The organism is Rathayibacter sp. AY1F6, assembly GCF_002932035.1.
Lineage (GTDB): Bacteria > Actinomycetota > Actinomycetes > Actinomycetales > Microbacteriaceae > Rathayibacter.
In genome coordinates this window covers 33,474-53,795 of sequence record NZ_PSVD01000017.1, presented here as the reverse complement: position 1 = coordinate 53,795, position 20,322 = coordinate 33,474, and the positions used below count along the sequence as shown (strand labels likewise).

Here is a 20,322-nt window from a genome sequence, read left to right as displayed (position 1 = left end):
GGACCGTCGGGGGAACCCGGTGTAGCGGGTCCCCTCGACGGCCCGGGGCCCCTCGGCGGCAGGGAGGGGGGAGAGAGCGTGCGGAGGGGGTGCTCAGGAGGAGACGCGCGCGCCCTCGCGCAGGCCCTCCTCCTTGGCCTGCTGCACCAGGGCGGCGATGCGGCGGCGCGAGCGCGAGCGCCCGGCGAGCAGCGCCGCGAGGATGAGGGCGACCCCGAGGATCACGAGCAGCTGCGGGACCGGCACGGCGGCGACCGTGATCGACTCCGTCACGGGAGCGGTGGCGACCGGCTCCTGATCGGCGGCGGCGACGGTCGGTGCGATGGTCAGGTCGGCGCCGACCCCGAAGAGGGGCCAGATGCCGTCGAGCTGCACCGAGACGCTGCGCCGGTCGCCGGGCAGCAGCTCCTGCTGGGGCGCGTCGGCCGCGACGACGGGGGCGGTGGCGCCCTGGGCGCTCGCCGTGCCGTCGAGCAGCAGGCGCACGTTGCCAGTGTTCACCACGTCGGCGACGAGCGAGAGGGAGCCGGGCTGGAACGGGTTCCAGGAGAGGCGGTAGTCGCTGGCCAGGTCCTCGACGGAGAAGGAGGGGGTCACCTCGCCGGTCACGCGGGTCATCACGCGGAAGCCGATGCGGCTCTCCACGCCGACGTTCGCGCCTCCCGCCTCGGTGCCCTGCGAGAGCACGGAGGCGGCGATGCCGGCGGCGTGGTCGCCGGGGGTGGCGTTGTCGGGGACCGTCACGGTGAACGGCACCACGCCGCTGCTACCCGGATCGACGGTCACGGTCTCGGGGGCGGAGATCCACAGCCCGGCGTCGACCGACTCCTGGTCCGAGTTGAGCATGTTGAAGCGGCCGGTGTCGGTGAAGTAGCCGTCGGCGCTGGTGATGCTGAAGGTCACGGGCTGGTCGCTGAGGTTCCGCACGACCGCCTCGTCCGAGGCGCTCGCGCCGGGGGCGAGCTCGAGCTCGACCCACGCGCGCTTGTCGGGGACGCCGTCGGTGGAGGGGCTGACCGCCCAGGTGATCGCTCCGTCGGCCGCGACGGCCGCCGGAGCGACCCCCGCGCCGAGGAGGGCGACGATCAGCGCGAGCAGCGCGGGGAGGAGCGGGCGGCGGGGAGCGGCGGAGCGGCGCGGAGCAGTCATCAGAACCTCATGGTCGCACGGGGGAAGCACGACGCGGCCGGGCGGGCGGGCCCGGCCGCGTCGGCCGTGGTGGGATCGCGGCCGAGGGAGTGCGTCCCCCGGCCGCGACGGGTCACTCGAAGAGCGACAGGGTGATGGTGGACGAGTACGCGCCGGCGTCCACGTTCACGGGGGTGCGGAGGAAGAGGTCGGCGTCGGCGCTCCAGGAGCCCTCGGGGTTGACCTGCTGGGAGTTGCTGGCGACGATCGCGAGCAGCTCCTTGCCCTTCAGGCCGACGCCGTTGGCGCCGCCGTCGATGGCGGTGCCGACCTCATCGCCCGCGGCGACCTCGCCGAGGTCTCCACCGTCGACCAGGTCCGGGGTCCAGCCGAGGTTCTCGGCGCCGATGGTCGAGCCGTCGGCCGACGTGAAGTCGCTCGCCGTGCCGATGACGTACCACGCGGAGTCGGGGGAGACGTCCGCGGCGTCACGGGTGTCGGTGACCGTGACGGTGGGCAGGGTGCCGGTGAACTGGCGGCGGACGTTGTCCGAGCCGGTCTCGGTCAGCGTCGTCGAGTCCGCGGCGACGGTCATCGAGAGGGCGCCGGTCCCGGGGAGGTCGGCGATCTCGACGTTGATGTCGACGTCGTCGTTGCCGTAGTTGACCTCGGCGGCGAACGCCGTTCCGGCGACTCCGAGCAGGAGGACGCCTCCGGCCAGTCCAGCGGCTCCGCGGATCAGAAGGGATCGGGTGTTCATGTCGGGTGTTCTCCGTTCTCCGGCCGGCGTCGTCGCCGGCTCGATCTCAATGGGTGTGGGTCGTGCCCGCGGATCAGCTGCAGCTGGCCGCGGAGTAGGGGGCGGTCGCGGAGGCCGTGGCCGGCTTCCCGCTGATGAACGCGGTCGCCGTGGCGGTCGCGGATCCGTCGGTCACGCTCGTCGCCCGGGTGGTGAAGGCGGCCGAGACGGTGGCGCCGGGAGCGACGTCGGCGAAGCTCTTGGAGCCCCACGTCGTGCCGATCACGATCTTCGCGGCGAAGGCGTTCGGGTTCGTGGCGGTCGCGGTGACGACGATCTTCCCGGCGGCGCAGCGCGTCGTGGAGGTCGTGGTCACGGCGATCGCGGGTGCCGAGTCGGTCACGGGACCGACGGAGGCGGAGGCCGTCGCCGGCGTCCACTGCGGCTTCGCGGCGGTCACGGCCACCGAGATCGTCGCTCCGCGGTCGGCGGCGGTGAGCGTGTAGCTCGACGCCGTCGCCCCGCTGATCGCGGTCCCACCGCGCTTCCACTGGAAGCCGGTCGCCGTCCACGGGGAGGAGGCGGAGGCGGTCAGCGTGCTGCCCACCGTCGCCTTCCCCGTGATCGAGGCTGCGAGCGGCGCGGTGTCGACGATCGTCTGCGCGGCGACGCTGGTGAGGGTCGGGACGACCTTCTGCATGAGCCCGGTCGTCTTGTCGAAGGTCACCCGGTCGATCGTCGTCTCGCGGTGCTGGCCGTCTCCGCCGGGGATGGCGAAGCGGTGGTAGGCGATGTACCAGTCGTCCGTGCCGGGCACGTTGACGATCGAGTTGTGGCCCGTGGCGAGGATGCCCTGCGAGGTGTCCTTCTCGAGGACCACGCCGCGGTAGGTCCACGGTCCGTCGACGCTCGTCGAGGTGGCGTAGCCGACCTTGTAGTTCTCCGAGCCGGTGTCGTCGATCGAGTAGGTGAGGTGGTACAGACCGTCGCGGTAGTTCAGGAACGCACCCTCGCGGAAGTCGGTCAGACCGCTGATCTTCTTGATCGTGCCGGTCTTGATCGAGAGCATGTCGTCGGACAGCTCCCCGTAGAGCGGGTCGCCGTTGCCCCAGAAGAGGTAGCTCTTGCCGGTCTTCGGGTCGGTGAACGCGGCGGGGTCGATCGCCTGGCCGGACCGCACGGACTCGCCGTTGGTGATCATCGCGGTCGGCTGCGCCGTGAACGGGCCCATCGGGCTGTCCGAGACGGCGACTCCGATCGTCTTGCGGTTCAGCGAGGAGTTCTCGCCGGAGAAGTAGAAGTAGTACTTCCCGTTCTTCTCGATGATCGTCGGCGCCCAGGCGTTGCCGGTCGCCCACGGCACGTTGCCGTTCGCGCCGTCGAGCGTCAGGAAGGGCTGCTCCGAGCGGGTCCAGTCGATGAGGTTCTTCGAGGACCAGGCGTAGAAGGTCTTGCCGCCCCAGCCGGCGAAGCCGTCCGAGGTCGCGTACAGGTAGTAGGTGTCGCCGAAGACCGCGATGTTCGGGTCGGCGTTCAGGCCTGCGAGGACCGGGGACTTCATGACGACGGCCTTCAGGGTCCAGGTGGTCGCGGTGCCGCCGGCGGCGGGCGTGAGCACGACCGTCTGCGGGGTGGAGAGGTCGCGGACGGTGCCGGAGGCGGGGCTCGCCGTGACGCCGGCCGCGGTGGAGAAGGTCGGGGTGAGCTTCGTCAGGTCGGTCCCCGGCTTCACCGGGAAGGTGACCGTCCTGCTCGCCGAGTCGACGATCGGGGCCGTCTTCAGGACGTCGCCGCTGAGCGACAGGTCGACCAGGGCCGACGTGTTGCCGGAGGCGGCGAGCACCTCGGAGGCGCTGAGGGCCCGGTTGTAGACCGAGAACTCGCGGATCTGGCCGCGGAAGCGGTTGTCGGCGTCGTAGTTCGAGCGCCCGATGTAGTTCGCCGAGGTGGAGCCGCCGCCGATGTCCTTCGGGTCGGTCGTGACGGTGCCGCTGGCGACCTTCACTCCGTCGAGGTAGATCGTGCCGGTGGTGCCGGAGAGCGTGTACGTCAGGTGCGCCCAGGTGCCGCGGGGGAGGGCCGAGCCGCCGGCGACGGTCTGCTCGGTGGTGTAGTTCCCGGTCGCGATGCTGGTGCGGTAGTTGTTGCCCGAGGTGAAGAGGTAGCCGTCGCCGGCGCCGTTCGTGGTGTTGCCCAGGCCGTAGAGGAAGTAGGCGCCGCCCTGCGCGGGGTCGATCCAGACGTCGGACTGGATGGTGAGGTCCGTCACTCCGGCGAGCAGGTCGTTCGGCAGCTTGACGTAGTCGTCGGTGCCGTCGAGCTGCAGGGCGCCGTCCTTCCAGGTGCCACCCGAGGGCAGCGTGCCGTTCTGGTTGTTGCCCGAGCTATCGCGCACCGTGGTGCCCGAGCCGCCGTCGAAGGTGTAGCGGAGGATCTCGCCGGCCGCGTTGACCGGCTTCGCGGCGGGGCCGGTGCTGCTGGTGCCGTAGGCGGCCGTCAGGCGCGCCTCCTCAGCGCTCGAGAGGCGGAGCACCGAGCCGTGGCGGAAGGGCTTCGAGAACGAGTACGTGTTCGCGCCGGTGGTGCCGACGGGAAGCGCCGTGAACCGCATGTCCGCGAGGGTGTCGGTGACGTAGGCGGAGTACCCGAACGAGTCGCCCATGACGACCCAGCGGCCGTCGGGCAGCTGGTAGACGGTGAGGCCCTCGAGGTGGTCGGAGAGGCCGCGGGACTTCTCCTCGCCGAAGCCGATCACGCGGGTCCAGGGGCCGGCGAGACTCGGGGCCTTGTCGACGACCGTGCGCCAGTCGGCGGTGGAGAAGCGGTAGTACGTGTCCCCCTCCTTCGCGATGGTCGTGTCGATGATGCTGCCGCGGCTCCCGCCGCCGGCGGCGGGGTTCTCGTCCAGCCAGACCTTCGGGGTGGAGAAGCCGACGAAGTCGCGCGTGGTCGAGACGTAGACGCGCTGGGCGGAGGCCCCGCCGGTCAGCGTCTTGTCGCGGGCGGCCCAGTAGACGTAGTACTGGCCGGTCGCGTCGTCCCAGATCGCCTCAGGAGCCCAGACGTTGCCCGCGTCGGGGAAGCCGGCGAAGACGATGCTCTGATCGCTCCAGTTCACGAGGTCCGTCGAGCGCCAGACGACGAGGTTCTTGCTCGCGTTGGTCTGGTCCCAGGTGCCGCCGGGAGCGGTGCCCTCGGCGTGCAGGTCGGTGCCGATGATCCAGTACTCGTCGCCGGTGGGGGAGCGCACGAGGTGCGGATCGCGGACGCCGAGGGTGCCGCCGAGGTTGGCGAGCACGGCCTTGTCGTTGTTGAGCTTCGACCAGTGCAGACCGTCGGTGCTGGAGCCGAAGTAGATCTTCTCGTAGTCGGTCGAGGCGAAGTGGGTCCAGAGGTAGCCCGCGTCGTACTCGGTGTCGAGGTCCGCGGGAGCCGCGGTCACCGTGACGGGCAGCTGCCGGGTCGCGGTCGTGCCGGCGATCGTCGCGGTGAGTGTGACGGGCGTGGCGGCGGACCGGCGCTTCACGACGCCGGTCGTGCTGAGCACGGCCGTGTTCGAGGAGGACCAGGCGACGTCGTAGGAGCCGGCCTTCGCGGGCAGCGTCACGTTGCCGCGGACGTCGCCGGAGTTGACGATCGAGAGGGCGTCGAGCGCCTTCTGGGCGTCGGCGTTCACGTCCTTGGCGGGCACGGTGGCGGTGAAGGTGCGGGTGGCCGTGGCCGAGCCGCGGGTGGTCGTGGCGGTCAGCTCGACCGAGGCGACCCCGGTCGCGGGCGGCGTGACGACTCCGCTGGTCGAGACGACCGCGGAGTTGCTCGAGGCCCAGGCGATGGCGGAGCCGTTGGGGCCGGTCGTCGGGAGGGTGAGGTTCGCGGAGACCGAGGAGAGGCTCCCGAGGTCCAGGGCGGCGGAGTCGCGGGAGACGCGCGTGCTGTCCGGGGCCTGGAGGGTCGCGACGTCGGCCGCGCTGAGCGCCGTGCTGTAGACGCGGAAGTCGCGGACCGAGCCGGCGAGGGTCTTGTCCGCCGTGTAGACGGAGCGGCCGATCGCGTTCGCGGTGGTGGTGCCGTTGCCGATCGCGGCGGGAGTGATGGTCACTCCTGTCTGCTGCGCGACCTGGGTGCCGTCGAGGTAGAGGCGTGCGGTGTCGCTCGCGTCGTCGAGCGTGTAGGTGAGGGTCTTCCAGACGCTGCGCGCGAGGTTCGCGTTGGAGTTGACGGTCTGCTCGGTGGTCCAGTTGCCGGTGGCGATCGAGGCCTTGTAGCCGTTGCCCGTCGTGTAGAGGTAGCCGTTCCCGGCGCCGTTCGTCGTGTTGCCGAGGCCCCAGATGAAGTAGGGCGTGCCCTGGTTCGCGTTCACCAGGACCTCGGTGCTGACCGTGATCGAGTTCAGGCCCGCGAGCAGGTCGTCGGGCAGCTTGACGTAGTCGTCGGTCCCGTCGAGGGCGACGCCCGCGGCTCCGCGAGGAGCGGCTCCGTTGACGAGCGTGCCGGTGCGGCCCTTGCCCGAGCTGTCGGCGACGGTCGTGCCGCTCGTCTCGTCGAGCGCGTAGCGCAGGACGAGGCTGTCGGAGGGAGCTGCGCTCGCCGACTGGGCCGTCAGAAGGGGGACGGTGAGGGCCACGGCCGTCACGAGGACGAGTGGTCGCAGGAAAGGCTTCATCGCGCTTTGCTCCAGGGTCGGCACCATTGCTGAGGGGAGGGAGTGTGCCGGCTTCGTACGCGGCAATGTTCACGGTAACACTATGTTGACGACAACGTGAAGAGCCTAACCGGATCATTTCCCGACACTCCAGAGGAGAGGCGAACCGGTTCGACGAATCCCGGGTGCATCCTGGGGCGACGCGTACGCCGATGTCCGGTCGGATCAGCCGCGGTCGACGTCGCGCGAACGGCTCAGCGCGCGGTCCATCGCCCTCAGCGTCCGGAAGCCGGCCCGCTCGGCCACGGCCGCGCGAGCCGAGGGCGAGAGCGACGGGCTCGCGGCGAGCAGCGACGCGGCGAGGTGCACGCGCCGCTCGCGGAGGGTCGCGGCCACGGTCGTGCCCCGGCGGTGGAAGGCGCGGTCCAGCGTCGCCCGCGAGACGCGGAGCCGCATCGCGAGAACGCCGGCGGTGAAGTCCGCGTCACCCGCCTCCGCATCGATGACGGCGATCGCGCGGAGGAGGACGCCCTCGAGTCCGTCCTCCGGACGGGCGGGCGGCAGGCTCTGCTTGATCAGGGCCGACGCGGTCGCCTCGAGCGCGCGGCGCAGCTCGCTGAAGCCGGGATCGCCCGCCGCGAGGTCCGCGTTGAGGGTCGCGTTGACGAGGGAGACGAAAGCGCCGCTGTAGCTGTCGGCGGCGAGCAGGGTGCAGGACGGCCCGTCGGACTGTGCGCTCGTGAGGCCGAGCCTGCCCCAGGACGTCCTCAGCGCCAGCCAGGCGGAGTCCTCCTCCGCCCGGAACCGAGCGGAGTCGTCGCGTCGGAGGAGGGCGAGCCCGCCGGGCCGCAGACGAGCGGCCTCGAGAGGGCCGTCGACGACGATCTCGCCGGCGACCGGGACGATGAGGTCGACCTCGGCCCGGTCGGGGGCGGGGAGGGGCGGGTCGGTCCGGAGCGTGCCGGGTGTGTGCCAGAGGCGGCTCAGCCGGAAGCCGTCGACGGCGAGCACGTCCCCGGCGAGGTGCAGGGGCGGAGCTCCGTCGCTCGCCCAGCCGAGGCTCCTCAGCCACGCCTCCACGCGGGGACCGCTCAGCTGCAGCGTCTCGACGAGACCGCGCGGGGCGGCCGGCTGCTCGGAAGCGGTCACCGGGCTCCTTCGCAGCGGGGACGGGGTGCGCGGGCGGTGACCACGTTAGGCCGGGGGAGGGGCGCCGAGACGGGGTGGCGCGTTCCTCCTCGGACGAGGCGCCCGTCCTCGGCGGGAGGGCGGAGGCGGCCCTCCTCGCCCGCGGTCCGGCAGGACGCGGGCGGAGAGGGCCGCCGGGCGCGGATCAGCGGCAGTCGGTTCTCGCCTTGATCCAGTGGGGGTTCAACGCGCCGTCTCCCTGGGCGGTGATCCCGGCCGCATCGGGGCCGGTGCTGGCACCGGAGCCGATCTTGGTCCACGTGTTCTGCGCCGTGCTGTAGTACCAGATGTCGCCGTTCGCCTTCACGGAGACGTTCCCATCCGCTCCCTGACCGTAGGTGCGGACGAACCCGGAGTTCTCCGGAACGGTCGCGAGCCGGGTGCCGTACTGCAGGACCCCGTCCTTGATCCAGTGGATCTCGAACGTCCCGCCCGGCCGCTGGGTCAGTCCGGCGGCGCTCGGCTCGGTGCTGGCTCCGGTGCCGACGAGGTCCCACACGTTGCCCTGCGGGGTGTACCGCCAGATGTCGCCGTTCGACTTCACGGCGATCGTGCCGCGGGTGCCGAGGCCGTAGACGCGGACGAATCCGGAGTTGGTAGGCACGGTGGCCGCTGCGGTGCCGTACTGCAGGACTCCGTTCTTGATCCAGTGGACGTTCAGGGTCCCGGCCGGGTTCGCGGAGATGCCGGCCGCGCTCGGCTCGGTGCTGGCGCCGGTGCCCAGAAGGGTCCACTCGTCGGCCTGGCGGTTGTACCGCCAGACGTCGCCGTTCGACTTGATGGAGACGTTCCCGTCCGCGCCCTGACCGTAGGTGCGGACGAATCCGGAGTTGTTCGGAACGGTCGCGAGCGCCTTGCCGTACTGGAGGACTCCGTCCTTGATCCAGTGCGCGTTGTAGGTTCCGTCCGGCTGCTGCGTGAGCCCGGACGTGCTGGGCTCCGTGGAGGCGCCCGTGCCGAGCTTCTGCCAGCCGTCCGACCGCCGGTACTGCCAGATGTCGCCGTTCGCCTTGACGGAGACGTTGCCGTTCACACCCTGCGAGGAGGTGTGGATGAATCCGGAGTTGTCGGGAACAGTGGCGAGGCCCGTGCTGTACTGCAGGTCGCCGGTCTGGCGGACCGGGAACGGGGCGTTCGTCTTCGCCGAGCCGCCGAAGGCGAGGGCCGAGCCGGTCGAGGGGCCCGCGATGACGCCGCCGACCGGGATGGTGGCGACTCCGTTCGCGTCGGTCACGAAGGTGTCGGTCCCGCTCCCTCCGAAGCGGAAGCCGGGCGGGGTGTTCACCCGCACAGGGACGTTCGCGACGTTGCCGCCGGTGAGGGTCAGCGTGATCGGCGCCGTGTTGGGCATGCACGCGATCATGGTCGGGATGGAGCTGAACACGAGGGTCTGCGTGGCAGAGGCGGCGGCGGCCGGGGTGGCCGTCGCTGCGGCGATCACGGGCAGGGACCAGGTGGCGCCGGCGACGACGGTGCGTCGCCTCAGCGGACCCTGCTCAGCGGGAGAGTTGTCGGAAGTCACAGTGAAGCTCCTCGGTCTGTCTTCTCGCCGGCGGCCTGCTCGGAGGACGGTCGTCGTCCGCTCGGCCGCTTCGGCGGGTACGACGGGCGCCGTACCGCTGGGGAGTCTTCCCGCGGGCGGTGGGTCGGCCCAAGCGCTCGGGGGCAGGTGAGGAGGAAGTGGCGCCGCCGTGAGGAGGGAGTGGTGTGCTCCGGCGCCGTTCCGAGTCGCGATCGCCCTCCTGACCCGGTGATCCCGTCGGTCGCACGCTGCCGCCGGGGCGCCGCCGGCGCGGTGAGCGGGAGCGTCGCCGTCCGCTGTGACCGGTCCGGTGACAAACGGAGCACGCGCGGGCTGCGAATCACTCCCGTGGTGAGGCGTCAGCGTGCCCGCGAGGAGGGGGCGCCCGATGAGGTCGAGATCGGCCGAGATGTACCGGCGGATGGCCGAGCACTGGAACGGCGTCGAGGCCCGTTCTGGACTGCGGGTCGAGGCGACGGGCTCGCTCGGCTTCGAGATCGCCAGACTGTGGATCCCCGGTGGCTGCGTTCTCGAGCAGAAGCCGCAGTCGCGCTGCCCGCCGGGCGCGCATCTGCTGCTGGTCGTCGAGGGCGGAGGACGCATCCGACAGGACGGACGGATGCTCGAGTGCGGCAGTGGTGATCTGGTGGTCATCGACGCGGAGCCGCGGACCGGGGCGCGCTTCCCCCGCTCGACCGTGATCTACGCCTGGGTGCTCGGCGAGCGGGCGCTGGAGCAGCGCTGGCTCACGGAGCGCTTCGGCGAGGTCCTGCCCGTCGCCGGCTGCTTCCTGGCCCCGGCGCGGGCGCTGATGAACGGTCTCCTCGACGGCGACCACGCTCTGGCGGAGCAGCCCGCCGTCGCCCGGGCGGGCGAGGCCTTCCTGAAGGAGCTGGTCGAGGGCTCCGCACCGCGCAGGCGTCCCCGCGCCGAGGACGTCTACGGGGAGGCCATGGCCCTGATCGAGGAGCGCCACCGCGATCCCGCCTTCACCGCCGCCCGGCTCGCCCGCGAGCTCCTGGTGTCGGAGCTGACGCTGGCTCGCGCGTTCTCCTTCCTCGGGCGGACGGCCGACGACGAGCTCGAGCGGCGCCGGGCGGGCACCCTCCTGCTCCTGATCGGCGGGCGGTCCCTGGCGACGGCCGACTTCGCGCGCGCGGCCGAGGAGGCGGGCTTCGCCTCCGAGGGGAGCGCTCGCCGCGCGCTGTGGCGGCTCTCCCAGCGCCGCTGACCGGGACGGTCCCCGTGGCCGTCCTCCCGGTCCGGCGACGGCGTGCGGCCGGATTCCGAGCGCGAGGCGCGGAGGCCTGGGAGATCCGTGCGAACGTCCGGCGGTGATCGACAGATGAGGGATTCTGTTCGTTCGACGCGGAGGAGGCGGGAGATGGGGGCCGCAGAGGAGCGGATGCAGGCGTTCGCTCGCGCCTGGTACGAGCGCGGGACCGGCGCTCCCGGTCTGCGGATGGACGCAGCGGATGGACCGGGACTCGCGCTGACGCGGGTGTGGGGGCCGAACGGGATCAGGGTCGCCCCCTCGCCGTCGGTCGACAGGGCGGACAGGCCGGCGGGCGTTCACATCTCCCTGATCGTCGAGGGCGGGGGAGAGGTCGTCCTCGACGAGGGCGTGCTCGAGGCGACGCCGAACAGCGTCCTGCTCCTCGACGCCAGGGTCCCGGCGCGCATCGACTACCGGCGGCCGACCGTCTCGTACACCTGGAGCTTCGACGCCGCCGTGCTCGAGCACCGGTGGGTCCGCGAGCGGATCAACGAGGTCGTGCCGGTGCGCGAGTCGGTCTGGACGCCTGCCCGTGCCCTCGCCAACAGTCTGATCGAGGGGGATCCGGCCGTGCTCGGGGCCGCCGGCGTGAGGCGGGCGAGCGAACTGCTGCTGGAGGGGATCGTCGAGCACTGCGCTCCGCGGGTCCGGACCCGGAGCGCGGACCAGGTCTACGCGGAGGCGATCCCGGTGATCGAGGCGCGCCACCGCGACCCGGCGTTCTCCGCCGCGGTGCTCGCCCGGGAGCTGCTCGTCTGCCCCCGCATGCTCGCGGAGGCTTTCGCGTTCCTCGGCCGCACGCCGGCGGAGGAGATCGAGACGCGCCGGGCGGGCACCCTCCGGCGCCGGATCGGCCTGCGGCGGCGGGGCCCTGCCGACTTCGCCCGCCTCGCCGAGGAGTGCGGCTACGCCACCCGCGAGCAGGCCGCGCTGACGCTCAGCCGCTCCGCCTCCTGAGGCCGGCGGAGCGCCCCGGACACGACGGCGCCCCCTCGTCCGCGGAGGGACGAGGGGGCGCCGGGGGAGATCGGGCGGGAGCCCGGTCAGGTCTTGCTGCGGGCCATGACGGCGCGCTGGAGGAGGACGAAGACCAGGAGGATGCCTCCGGTGATGATCGTGGTCGCCTCCGGCGGGATGCCGCCGTCACGGGTGATCAGGACGTTCATCAGGCCGAGCACCAGGGCGCCGACCACCGAGCCGAGCACGAACCCGACGCCGCCGGTGAGCAGCGTGCCGCCGATGACGGTCGCCGCGATGGCGTCGAGCTCCCAGCCGGTGCCGGTGATGTTCTGCGCGCTGCCGAGGCGGGCGGTGTAGACCACACCGGCGAGACCGGCGAGCGTGCCGCTGATGATGTAGATGAACAGCTTGGTCCGCACCACCGGGAGGCCCATCAGGGCCGCCGACTGCTCGGAGCCGCCCATCGCGTAGACCGTGCGGCCCAGGCGGGTGCGGTGCAGCACGAAGAACGCGCCGGCCACGACGAGGATCGCGATGATCACGCCGGGGCTGATGACGAAGTCGTTGACCTTCGGGCCGTCGATCAGCTTGATCGGCGTGGCCAGGCTCAGCACGGCCGAGTCCTCGGGGAGGCGCTCCGGGACGGTGCTCAGCATGGAGGCGAGACCGCGGGCCAGGAACATCATCGCGAGCGTCGCGATGAACGGCTGCACGTTGAAGTACTGGATCAGGACGCCGGAGATCACGCCGAACAGGGCGCCGATCACGACCATCAGGACCATCACGAGCCAGGGGTTCCAGCCGGCGTTGATCAGGAGCACGCCGCTCACGCTGCTGAACGCGATCACCGCGCCGACCGAGAGGTCGATGCCGCCGGTGAGGATCACGAAGGTGAGGCCCACGGCGAGGATGATCAGGTGCGCGTTGTTGACCAGCAGGTTCGAGATCGTGCTCGCCTGCAGGATCCGGCCGTAGGCGGCCTCGCCGTAGACGATCATCCCGAAGAAGATGATCAGCGCGGCCAGGGTGGGCAGCTTGTCCAGGTGCTGGCTCAGCCAGCCGCGCGCCCCGGAGGTGCGCTTGGTGCTCGCCGGAGGGGCGGAGCGGGTCATCACGGCACTCATGCGGGGATCGCCTCTTTCTGCGGGACGCTGCGGCGCGCCTCGCGACGGGACTTGAAGGCGGAGCGGACGCGCTCGGACTGCAGGAGGCAGAGCGCGACGATGACGATCGCCTTGAAGGCGGGCGTCGCGGAGGACGAGACTCCGAGGAACACGACGGTCTTGTCGAGGGTGGCGATCAGGATCGCGCCCACGGCGGCACCGGTGATGTTGAACTTGCCGCCGGCGAGCGAGGTGCCGCCGATGACGACCGCGAGGATCGCGTCGAGCTCGAGCTGGTAGCCGGTGCGCGAGACGTCGACCGTCATCACGCTCGCCGTGGCGAACACGCCCGCGACTCCGGCGAGGATGCCGCTGCCGATGTAGGCGGTCATCAGCAGGCCCCGGCGGTTGATGCCCGCGAGGCGGGCCGCCTTCGGGTCCATGCCGATGGCCTCGATCATCAGGCCGAGCGCGCTGCGGCGCACCAGGACTCCGACGACCACGACGATGGCGATGGCGAGGAGGAACACGACCGGGAGCCCGAAGACGTACCCGTTCGCGAGCCAGCGGAAGGGCTCGTTGGTGGCGGCGGTGTTCTGGCCGCCGGTGATGACCTTCGCCAGGCCGCGGCCCGCGAGCATCACGACGAGCGTGCTGATGAAGGGCTGGAGGCCCACCACCGAGACGAGGATGCCGTTCACGGCTCCGAGCACGGCGGCCACCAGGAGGGCGACCGCGAAGGCTCCCGCTGCGGCGCCGAGCGAGTCGGGCGCTCCCGCGGAGTTGAGGAACTCCATCGAGACGGCGCCGGCGACGACCATGATCGAGCCGACCGAGAGGTCGATGCCCCCGGTCGCGACGACCAGGCACATGCCGACGGCGATCATCAGGATCGGAGCCGCGGCGCGGGCGATGTCGATGACGTTGCCGACGAGGTAGCCGGTGGTGGGGCTGACCGAGACGGCCAGGTAGCCCGGGTCCTTGACGACGTTGACGAGGAGGAGCAGGGCGATCGCCACGACTCCCCAGAAGTACTGGCGGCGGATGATCCCGCCGAGGACTGATCCCCGGGCGGGTCGGGTGTCGCTGCTCATGATGCGGCCTCCTGCGTGGCGCTCTCGAGGACGACGACGTCCTCGTCGACGACTCCCTCTGCGGCGATGGTAGTGACGATCGACTCCGCAGTGACAGCGGGACCGTTGAGGATCTCCGCGATCACGCGGTGGTCCTTCAGGACGATGATGCGGTCGCTGAGACGGACGACCTCGTCGAGCTCGGACGAGATGAAGACCACGGCGACGCCCTCGCCGGCGAGGGCGACGACCTTCTCCTGGATCTCGGCCTTCGCTCCGACGTCGATGCCGCGGGTCGGCTCGTCGAGGATGAGGATCTCGGGGGCGGTGGCGAGCCAGCGGCCGAGGAGGACCTTCTGCTGGTTGCCGCCGGAGAGCTTGCTGATCGGGCGGTCGGGGTCGGCCGGGCGCACGTTGAGCTCGACGAGGTACTTGCCGACGATCTCGTCCTTCTCCTTCTTGGAGAGGGGGCGGGCCCAGCCGCGCTTGGCCTGCACGCCGAGGATGAGGTTCTCGCGGACCGAGAGGTCGCGGATGATGCCCTCGTCGCGGCGGTTCTCGCTCGAGAACGCGATCTTGTGGGCGAGGCCGGCGGTCGGCGTCGGGACGTCGATCTTCTTGCCGTGCATCGTGATCTCGCCGGTGTCGGGCTTGTCGACGCCGTAGATCAGGCGCGCGAGCTCGGTGCGGCCGGAGCCGAGGAGCCCGGCGAAGCCGACGACCTCGCCGCGGTGCAGCGTCAGGTCGGTGCTCTCGATGGAGCCCTTCTTGCCGATGCCCTTCGCGGTGTAGAGCGGGGCGTCGCGGTAGAGGTGGTCCTGGCTCTCGCGCTCGGAGTCGAGGGAGCGCAGCGCCGCGATGTCCTTGCCGATCATCTTCGAGATCAGCGAGGTGCGGTCGAGCTCGTGGGTCAGGTACTCGCCGACGAAGGTGCCGTTGCGCAGCACCGTCAGGCGGTCGCTGATCGCGTAGACCTGGTCGAGGAAGTGCGAGACGAAGAGGATCGCGACGCCCTCCGCACGGAGGCGGCGGATGACGACGAAGAGGTTCTCGACCTCGTTCGCGTCCAGGCTCGAGGTCGGCTCGTCGAGGATGAGCACCTTGGAGTCGCTCACCGTCGAGCGGCTGATCGCGACCAGCTGCTGCATCGCGATCGAGAGCGAGGCGAGCGACTGGCGCGTGTTGAGGTGGCCGAGGCCGAGCTTCTCGAGCGCGACCTTCGCGGCCTGGTGCGTGGCCTTCCAGTTGATGCCGAAGGGTCCGCGGACCTCGTAGCCGAGCATCACGTTCTCTCCGATGGAGAGGTTCGTGACCAGGTTGACCTCCTGGTACACGGTGGAGATGCCCGCGGCCTGCGAGTCGGCGGTGCCGGTCAGGCGACGGGTCTCCCCGTCGATCACGATGTCTCCGCTGTCGATGCGGTAGACGCCGGTGAGGGCCTTGATGAGCGTGGACTTGCCGGCGCCGTTCTCACCCATGAGGGTGTGGACCTCGCCCGGGAACAGGCGGAAGTCGACGCCGTCGAGGGCTTTCACGCCGGGGAAGCTGATCGAGATGTTCTTCATCTCGACGATCGGAGGCGAACCTGTCATGTCGCGTCGTTCCGTTCTCGAGCGGGGCGCAGCCGAACAGGTGCGCCGAAGGGTCGGAGCGACCGGGGCCGGCGGAGAGCCGGCCCCGGTCGCTCCGGGGGAGTGGTGCCGCGTCGAGGACGACGCCGGGCGACCGGTGGTGCTGAGCGACTAGAACTTGCGGTCGGGCAGCGCGGTGGTGGCGGCCTCGGGCGAGTCGAAGGTCTCGCTCGGGACGACGATCGAGGACTCGACCGTCTCGCCGGCCAGGGTCTTCTCGACCGCGTCGAGGGCGGTCTCGCCGAACAGCGGGTTGTACTCGGCGACGAAGCTCAGCTCGCCGTCGGCCAGCGCCTGCAGGGCGTTCTTGGTGCCGTCGATCGTGGCGATCTTGACGTCGGTGCCGGGGGTGAGGCCGGCCTCCTGGACGGCCTGGACAGCGCCGAGGCCCATCTCGTCGTTCTGGGCGAAGACCAGCTGGACGTCGTTGTTGTTCGACTTCAGGACGGTCTCGAAGACGCTCTTGGCCTCTTCGGTGGACCAGTTCGCGGTCTGCGCGCCGATCTTGGTGAACTTCGAGTCGGCGCCGATGACCTCGTCCCAGCCCTCGTTGCGCTCGTTGACGACCGAGACGCCCGCGGGGCCCTCGAGCGTGAAGTACTTCGCGCCGCTCGGGAAGGTGGTCTTGGCCCAGTCGGCGACCGAGGTGCTGACCGCGATGTTGTCCGGCGCGATGCGGGTCACGTAGAGGTCGGTGTTGTCCGGCTCGATGCCGCGGTCGATCAGGATGACCGGGATCTCGGCCTCCTGGGCGCGCTCGAGCGAGTCCTCCCAGCCGGAGCCCTCCGTGGCGGAGAGCAGGATGATGTCGACGCCCTCGTCCACGAAGGAGGTGAAGGAGTCGATCTGCGACTTCTGGTCTCCGTTGGTGGCGGGTGCGTACTTCAGGTCGAAGCCGGCGTCCTTGGTGAACGTGTCCTCGATGTTGGTCTCGTTCGCCTGGCGCCACGCGCCCTCGGGGCCGACGGCCACGAAGCCGATGGTGGTGAGGTCACCGCTCGAGCCGGAGCCCGAATCGGTGCCGGAACCGCCCGAGCAGCCCGCGAGTCCGAACGCGAGTGCGCCGACTGCTGCGAAACCCAGGAACTGGCCGATACGCCTCGTCTTGGACATAGATCTCCTCCTTGAGATCGCGGGCACGAAGAGAGTGCCCGAGATGGTGGACCCCGAAGGGCCTCGAATGCGGGCCTAGCGGCCCGAGGTGCGGTGAGTGCAGGATGTGCAATGGGCGCCGGCCGAAGCAGCGCCACGTCGAAATGTTACCGTGAACAATTCTTGTGACGCAACAGCACGGCGGTGCGCTTCGGTAACGATCCGGTCGCGGGGCCCGCAGGGCCCGATGGCAACCCTCTGCCCGGTGGTCGGGCCCGGGAGTAGCTTCCCTGGCCATGATGCTCCCTCGATCGCGCTCCGTCCCCGCGACGGCCGCGACGGCGGCCCTCGTGCTCGCGCTCTGCGGATGCTCCGCGGACGGCACGGCGGCCCGCCGCGCGGCCGACGCCTTCCTCTCCGCGCTCGCCGACGGAGACGGCCGCGCGGCGTGCGCGCTGCTCACCGATTCCGCCCGCGAGGCCGTGGAGGACCGGGAGGGCGACTGCCCCGGCGGCGTGCTGGAGCTCGGGATCGCGGAAGACGGAGCAGGGGACGCCGAGGTCTACGGCCGGGCGGCGATCGTGCGCTCCGGCGGCAGCGCGGTGTTCCTCACCCCGGGCGACGACGGCTGGCTGGTGCGCGCGGCGGGGTGCACGCCGGTGGCGGACGCGCCCTTCGACTGCGTCCTGGACGGGAGCTGACGTGCGCACCGCTTCCGCCCTGTACTACGCCGTGATCGTGCTCGGCCTGATCGGGTTCTTCGCCGTCGGGATCCTCGGGAGGTGAGCCGGATGCGCCGCTTCCTGCGCGAGAACGGACTCTCGCTGTTCTTCCTCGCGATCTTCCTGCTCGCTCTCGCCGGGCAGTCGTTCGCGGGGCTCGCCGCGTACAACGACACCCAGGTCGCGGAGGGGCTGCGGGAGGTCGGCTACTGGCGCTTCGTCACCTCCTCCGACTTCGCGATCGACGTCGCCGAGAACTGGCAGTCGGAGTACCTCCAGTTCTTCCTCTACATCGGCGCGACCGTCTGGCTCGTGCAGCGCGGCTCGCCCGAGTCGAAGCGGGTGGGCGAGGAGGGCCTCGAGACCGACGAGCAGCAGAAGGCGGGGGCGTCCGCGGAGGACGACTCGCCGCCCTCGGCGTCCGCCGGCGGCGTGCGGCAGGCGCTGTTCTCGCACTCGCTGCTGCTGGTGATGGGGGTGGTGTTCCTGCTGTCCTGGGCGGCGCAGTCGGTGACGGGCGTCGTGGCCTACAGCGAGGAGCAGCTGACGAGCCTGGAAGCGCCCGTCGACTGGCTCGGCTACGTCTCCTCCGCCGACTTCTGGAACCGGACGCTCCAGAACTGGCAGTCGGAGTTCCTCGCGGTGGGCAGCATGGCGGCGCTCGCCGTGTTCCTACGCGAGCGCGGGTCGAGCGAGTCGAAGAAGGTGGGCGACCCGCACGGGCGGACGGGGATCTGAGCGGTCAGGGGGCGTCGGATCGGACGCGGATCTCGTCGCCCTCGAGGGCGAACCGCAGGGACGTGCCGATCGGGAACCGCTCGCGCAGGGCCTCCGGCGCCGCCGACGTCACGGTGAACTGCGCGACCGCGGGGAACGCTCCGGCCGTGCAGCCCTGGAAGAACAGGCCGTCCTGCGGCTCGGCGGTCCGCACGATGGAGAGGCACGAGCCGGCGCTCGAGGAGCGGCGCTGCCGGACGACGGTGAGCCCCGTGTCGGCGGGCAGGCTCTGCCGCACGACGGTGAGCCCGCCGAAGTCCTCGGTGGTGACCGATCCGTCGAACCCCAGTCCCTCCCAGCCGGGGAGGTCGGTGCCGTTCGACAGCGGCAGCACGGCGACCTCGCGGCCGGGCTGTCCGTCCTCGGCGGTGGCGAGGAGGGTGGCCCCCGCGGCGACGGCGGCCGTCGCGGCCAGCGCGGCGGGGAGGAGGAGGCCGCGCCGACGGGAGCGGCGGGGCGGGACGTGGCCGAGGGGGTCGGACGCCTCGTCGGCGGAGGCGTCCGCGGGAGGTGCCGCGTCCTCCGGCGCCGCGTCCCCGGAGTCCGCGGGAACCACCGCGCCCGGCAGTGCGGTGCCGAGGGCGGGACGGACGCGGGCCTCGAGCGCGGAGAGCCGGGCGAGCGCGCCGGGGTCCCGCTCGATGTCGGAGCCTCGGCCGTAGGCGCGCCGCTGCAGCTCCGCGAGCTCGTCCGGTCGCTGATCGTCCACCCCCGGATCCTCGCAGGCCCGGCGCCCGAGCGGGACCCGCCGGCGCGCCGAGGTCCTGGCGGTCGAGCAGCCCGGACGGCTCATCGAGACCCGGTGGACGGTGCGGCCGCTCGGCCGGCGGGGGAGGTCAGTCGTCGTCGTCGAGGTCGTCGTCGCGGTCGGCGGCGATCATCTCGACGATCGTGTCGACGGTGAGCCAGGGGCCGTTGCTGACCTCGCCGATCTTCTCGCGGTCCTTGAAGACGACGATGCGGTCGCTGAGGCGCACCACCTCCTCCAGCTCGGACGAGATGTAGACGACGGTCACCCCCTCCTTCGCGAGCTGCGCGATGTGCGCCTGGATCTCGACCTTCGACGCCACGTCGATCCCGCGCGCCGGCTCGTCGAGCACGAGCAGCCGCGGACGGGTCGCGAGCCACCGCGCGAGGACCACCTTCTGCTGGTTGCCTCCGGAGAGGTACTTCACCGGGATGTCCGGGTCGGCCGGCGAGATGTTCAGCGCCTCGACGTAGGTGCGCACCAGGGTGTCGGTCTCGGCGGCCGACAGCGGGTGCGCCCAGCCGCGCAGAGCCTGCAGGCCCAGCACGAGGTTCTCGCGGAGGGAGAGGTCGCCGATGATCCCGTCCTCGCGGCGGTTCTCGCTCGAGTGGGCGATGCGGTGGCGCAGGCCCGACACCGGGTCGGAGATGCGGGCGGGCTCGCCGTCGATCAGCACCTCGCCGGTGTCCGGCTTCTCGACCCCGCTCACCAGCGACGCCAGCTCGGTGCGCCCCGAGCCGCGCAGGCCCGCGAAGCCCACGATCTCGCCGCGGTGCAGCTCCAGATCGGTCGGGCCCACGGCGCCGCGGCGGCCGATCCCGTGCGCGCGGTAGATCGCCGGGCCGACCGGCTGGCGGCGGTGCTCGCGGCGGTCGGAGCCGATCTGCCGCAGCGCGTCGATGTCCTTGCCGATCATCTTCGCGATCAGCTCGGCGCGGTCCATGGTGTGCGCCGGGTACTCGCCGACGGTGCCGCCGTCGCGGAGCACCGTCAGCCGGTCGCTGAGGGTGAGGACCTGCTCGAGGAAGTGCGAGACGAACAGGATCGCGACGCCCTGGTCGCGCAGCCTCCGCAGCACCGTGAAGAGGCGGGCCACGTCGCTGAGGTCGAGGCTGGAGGTGGGCTCGTCGAGCACGAGCACGCGCGGACGGTCGACCATCGCGCGGCTGATCGCGACCAGCTGGCGGATCGCCGGCGCGAGCGAGCGCAGCGGCAGGTGCGGATCGAGGTCCTCCAGGCCCAGCTCGGCGAGCATCTCGGCCGCGCGGTGGTGGGTGCGCGACCAGGAGATGCCGAAGCGGCCGCGGACCTCGTGGCCGAGCATCACGTTCTCGCCGATGCTGAGGTTGTCGGTGAGGCGCTCGTCCTGGAACACGGCCGTGATGCCCGCTGCCTTCGCCTCCGCCGGGCCGCTGAAGCGCCGGGCGACGCCGTCGACGAGGATCTCGCCCGCGTCGGGCTGGTGGATGCCGGTGAGCGTCTTGATCAGCGTGGACTTGCCCGCGCCGTTCTCGCCCATCAGCCCGTGGATCTCGCCCGGCACCAGCCGCAGGTTCCCGTCCTTCAGAGCGGGTCCGGAGGCGAAGGAGACGCGGATGCCGGTCATCTCGACGACGGGTGCCGCGGAGCTCCGGGTCGTCCTCGATGAGATCGCCACGTGCCGTCCTCGGTTCGTGTGCGGCGCGCCGTCAGGGTCCGGCGTGCCAGGGGCTGCCGCCGAT

Annotated in this window: 15 protein-coding genes; 4 read left to right on the top strand and 11 right to left on the bottom strand. The window is 71.5% G+C overall.

The window, feature by feature from the left end; genetic code table 11:
• Window positions 1-93: 93 nt before the first annotated feature.
• The 5 genes from C5C44_RS13015 to C5C44_RS12995 form a co-directional block, all read right to left on the bottom strand.
• Window positions 94-1,149, bottom strand: coding sequence for a WxL protein peptidoglycan domain-containing protein (locus C5C44_RS13015; RefSeq protein ID WP_104222384.1), 1,056 nt, complete (start codon window positions 1,147-1,149; stop codon window positions 94-96).
• 112 nt (window positions 1,150-1,261) lie between these two features.
• A complete protein-coding gene (locus C5C44_RS13010; RefSeq protein WP_104227017.1) occupies window positions 1,262-1,888 on the bottom strand; it encodes a hypothetical protein in 627 nt (208 codons plus the stop codon).
• Window positions 1,889-1,961: 73 nt separating this feature from the next.
• On the bottom strand, window positions 1,962-6,530 hold the full coding sequence (locus tag C5C44_RS13005) for a family 43 glycosylhydrolase (protein ID WP_181074597.1): 4,569 nt from the start codon (window positions 6,528-6,530) through the stop codon (window positions 1,962-1,964).
• Between the two features lie 204 nt (window positions 6,531-6,734).
• Window positions 6,735-7,658: a helix-turn-helix domain-containing protein gene (locus C5C44_RS13000; protein ID WP_104222387.1), complete on the bottom strand. Its 924-nt coding sequence runs from the start codon at window positions 7,656-7,658 to the stop codon at window positions 6,735-6,737.
• 184 nt (window positions 7,659-7,842) lie between these two features.
• Window positions 7,843-9,219, bottom strand: a complete 1,377-nt coding sequence (locus tag C5C44_RS12995; protein ID WP_104335987.1) for a hypothetical protein — start codon at window positions 9,217-9,219, stop codon at window positions 7,843-7,845.
• Window positions 9,220-9,607: 388 nt separating this feature from the next.
• Here C5C44_RS12995 and C5C44_RS12990 point away from each other — a divergent pair, with 388 nt between their 5' ends.
• Window positions 9,608-10,450: a hypothetical protein gene (locus C5C44_RS12990; RefSeq protein WP_146078996.1), complete on the top strand. Its 843-nt coding sequence runs from the start codon at window positions 9,608-9,610 to the stop codon at window positions 10,448-10,450.
• Window positions 10,451-10,603: 153 nt separating this feature from the next.
• The gene (locus C5C44_RS12985) at window positions 10,604-11,452 is read left to right on the top strand and encodes a hypothetical protein (RefSeq protein WP_104329231.1); all 849 of its coding nucleotides are present in this window, start codon (window positions 10,604-10,606) and stop codon (window positions 11,450-11,452) included.
• Between the two features lie 86 nt (window positions 11,453-11,538).
• Here C5C44_RS12985 and C5C44_RS12980 read toward each other — a convergent pair whose 3' ends face one another.
• From C5C44_RS12980 to C5C44_RS12965, 4 genes are all read right to left on the bottom strand, one after another.
• Complete coding sequence (locus C5C44_RS12980) at window positions 11,539-12,579, bottom strand: sugar ABC transporter permease (protein WP_104222391.1); 1,041 nt, start codon at window positions 12,577-12,579, stop codon at window positions 11,539-11,541.
• The gene (locus tag C5C44_RS12975; RefSeq protein ID WP_104227011.1) at window positions 12,576-13,652 is read right to left on the bottom strand and encodes an ABC transporter permease; all 1,077 of its coding nucleotides are present in this window, start codon (window positions 13,650-13,652) and stop codon (window positions 12,576-12,578) included. Before C5C44_RS12975 ends, C5C44_RS12980 begins: the two co-directional genes overlap by 4 nt.
• On the bottom strand, window positions 13,649-15,223 hold the full coding sequence (locus C5C44_RS12970) for a sugar ABC transporter ATP-binding protein (protein ID WP_104222393.1): 1,575 nt from the start codon (window positions 15,221-15,223) through the stop codon (window positions 13,649-13,651). Before C5C44_RS12970 ends, C5C44_RS12975 begins: the two co-directional genes overlap by 4 nt.
• 150 nt (window positions 15,224-15,373) lie before the next feature.
• The gene (locus C5C44_RS12965; RefSeq protein ID WP_104247802.1) at window positions 15,374-16,375 is read right to left on the bottom strand and encodes an ABC transporter substrate-binding protein; all 1,002 of its coding nucleotides are present in this window, start codon (window positions 16,373-16,375) and stop codon (window positions 15,374-15,376) included.
• A gap of 275 nt (window positions 16,376-16,650) precedes the next feature.
• Here C5C44_RS12965 and C5C44_RS12960 point away from each other — a divergent pair, with 275 nt between their 5' ends.
• Together C5C44_RS12960 and C5C44_RS12955 are read left to right on the top strand one after the other, a co-directional pair.
• Entirely contained in the window at window positions 16,651-17,055 is a 405-nt protein-coding gene (locus tag C5C44_RS12960) for a hypothetical protein (protein ID WP_104335986.1), read from the top strand.
• 90 nt (window positions 17,056-17,145) lie between these two features.
• Window positions 17,146-17,814 carry a DUF6766 family protein gene (locus C5C44_RS12955; protein WP_104335985.1) on the top strand — a complete coding sequence of 223 codons (669 nt, stop codon included), beginning with the start codon at window positions 17,146-17,148 and terminating at the stop codon, window positions 17,812-17,814.
• A gap of 4 nt (window positions 17,815-17,818) precedes the next feature.
• Here C5C44_RS12955 and C5C44_RS12950 read toward each other — a convergent pair whose 3' ends face one another.
• On the bottom strand, window positions 17,819-18,562 hold the full coding sequence (locus C5C44_RS12950; RefSeq protein ID WP_104222398.1) for a hypothetical protein: 744 nt from the start codon (window positions 18,560-18,562) through the stop codon (window positions 17,819-17,821).
• A gap of 127 nt (window positions 18,563-18,689) precedes the next feature.
• Complete coding sequence (locus C5C44_RS12945) at window positions 18,690-20,207, bottom strand: sugar ABC transporter ATP-binding protein (RefSeq protein WP_104335992.1); 1,518 nt, start codon at window positions 20,205-20,207, stop codon at window positions 18,690-18,692.
• Window positions 20,208-20,322 lie beyond the last annotated feature (115 nt).

Coding starts and splice junctions, on each gene's coding strand:
- C5C44_RS13015 (WP_104222384.1), bottom strand. CDS start 1,149: ATGACTGCTCCGCGCCGCTCCGCCGCTCCCCGCCGCCCGCTCCTCCCC.
- C5C44_RS12990 (WP_146078996.1), top strand. CDS start 9,608: ATGAGGTCGAGATCGGCCGAGATGTACCGGCGGATGGCCGAGCACTGG.
- C5C44_RS13010 (WP_104227017.1), bottom strand. CDS start 1,888: ATGAACACCCGATCCCTTCTGATCCGCGGAGCCGCTGGACTGGCCGGA.
- C5C44_RS12975 (WP_104227011.1), bottom strand. CDS start 13,652: ATGAGCAGCGACACCCGACCCGCCCGGGGATCAGTCCTCGGCGGGATC.
- C5C44_RS12960 (WP_104335986.1), top strand. CDS start 16,651: ATGATGCTCCCTCGATCGCGCTCCGTCCCCGCGACGGCCGCGACGGCG.
- C5C44_RS12970 (WP_104222393.1), bottom strand. CDS start 15,223: ATGACAGGTTCGCCTCCGATCGTCGAGATGAAGAACATCTCGATCAGC.
- C5C44_RS12965 (WP_104247802.1), bottom strand. CDS start 16,375: ATGTCCAAGACGAGGCGTATCGGCCAGTTCCTGGGTTTCGCAGCAGTC.
- C5C44_RS12945 (WP_104335992.1), bottom strand. CDS start 20,207: ATGACCGGCATCCGCGTCTCCTTCGCCTCCGGACCCGCTCTGAAGGAC.
- C5C44_RS12980 (WP_104222391.1), bottom strand. CDS start 12,579: ATGAGTGCCGTGATGACCCGCTCCGCCCCTCCGGCGAGCACCAAGCGC.
- C5C44_RS12955 (WP_104335985.1), top strand. CDS start 17,146: ATGCGCCGCTTCCTGCGCGAGAACGGACTCTCGCTGTTCTTCCTCGCG.
- C5C44_RS12985 (WP_104329231.1), top strand. CDS start 10,604: ATGGGGGCCGCAGAGGAGCGGATGCAGGCGTTCGCTCGCGCCTGGTAC.
- C5C44_RS13005 (WP_181074597.1), bottom strand. CDS start 6,530: ATGAAGCCTTTCCTGCGACCACTCGTCCTCGTGACGGCCGTGGCCCTC.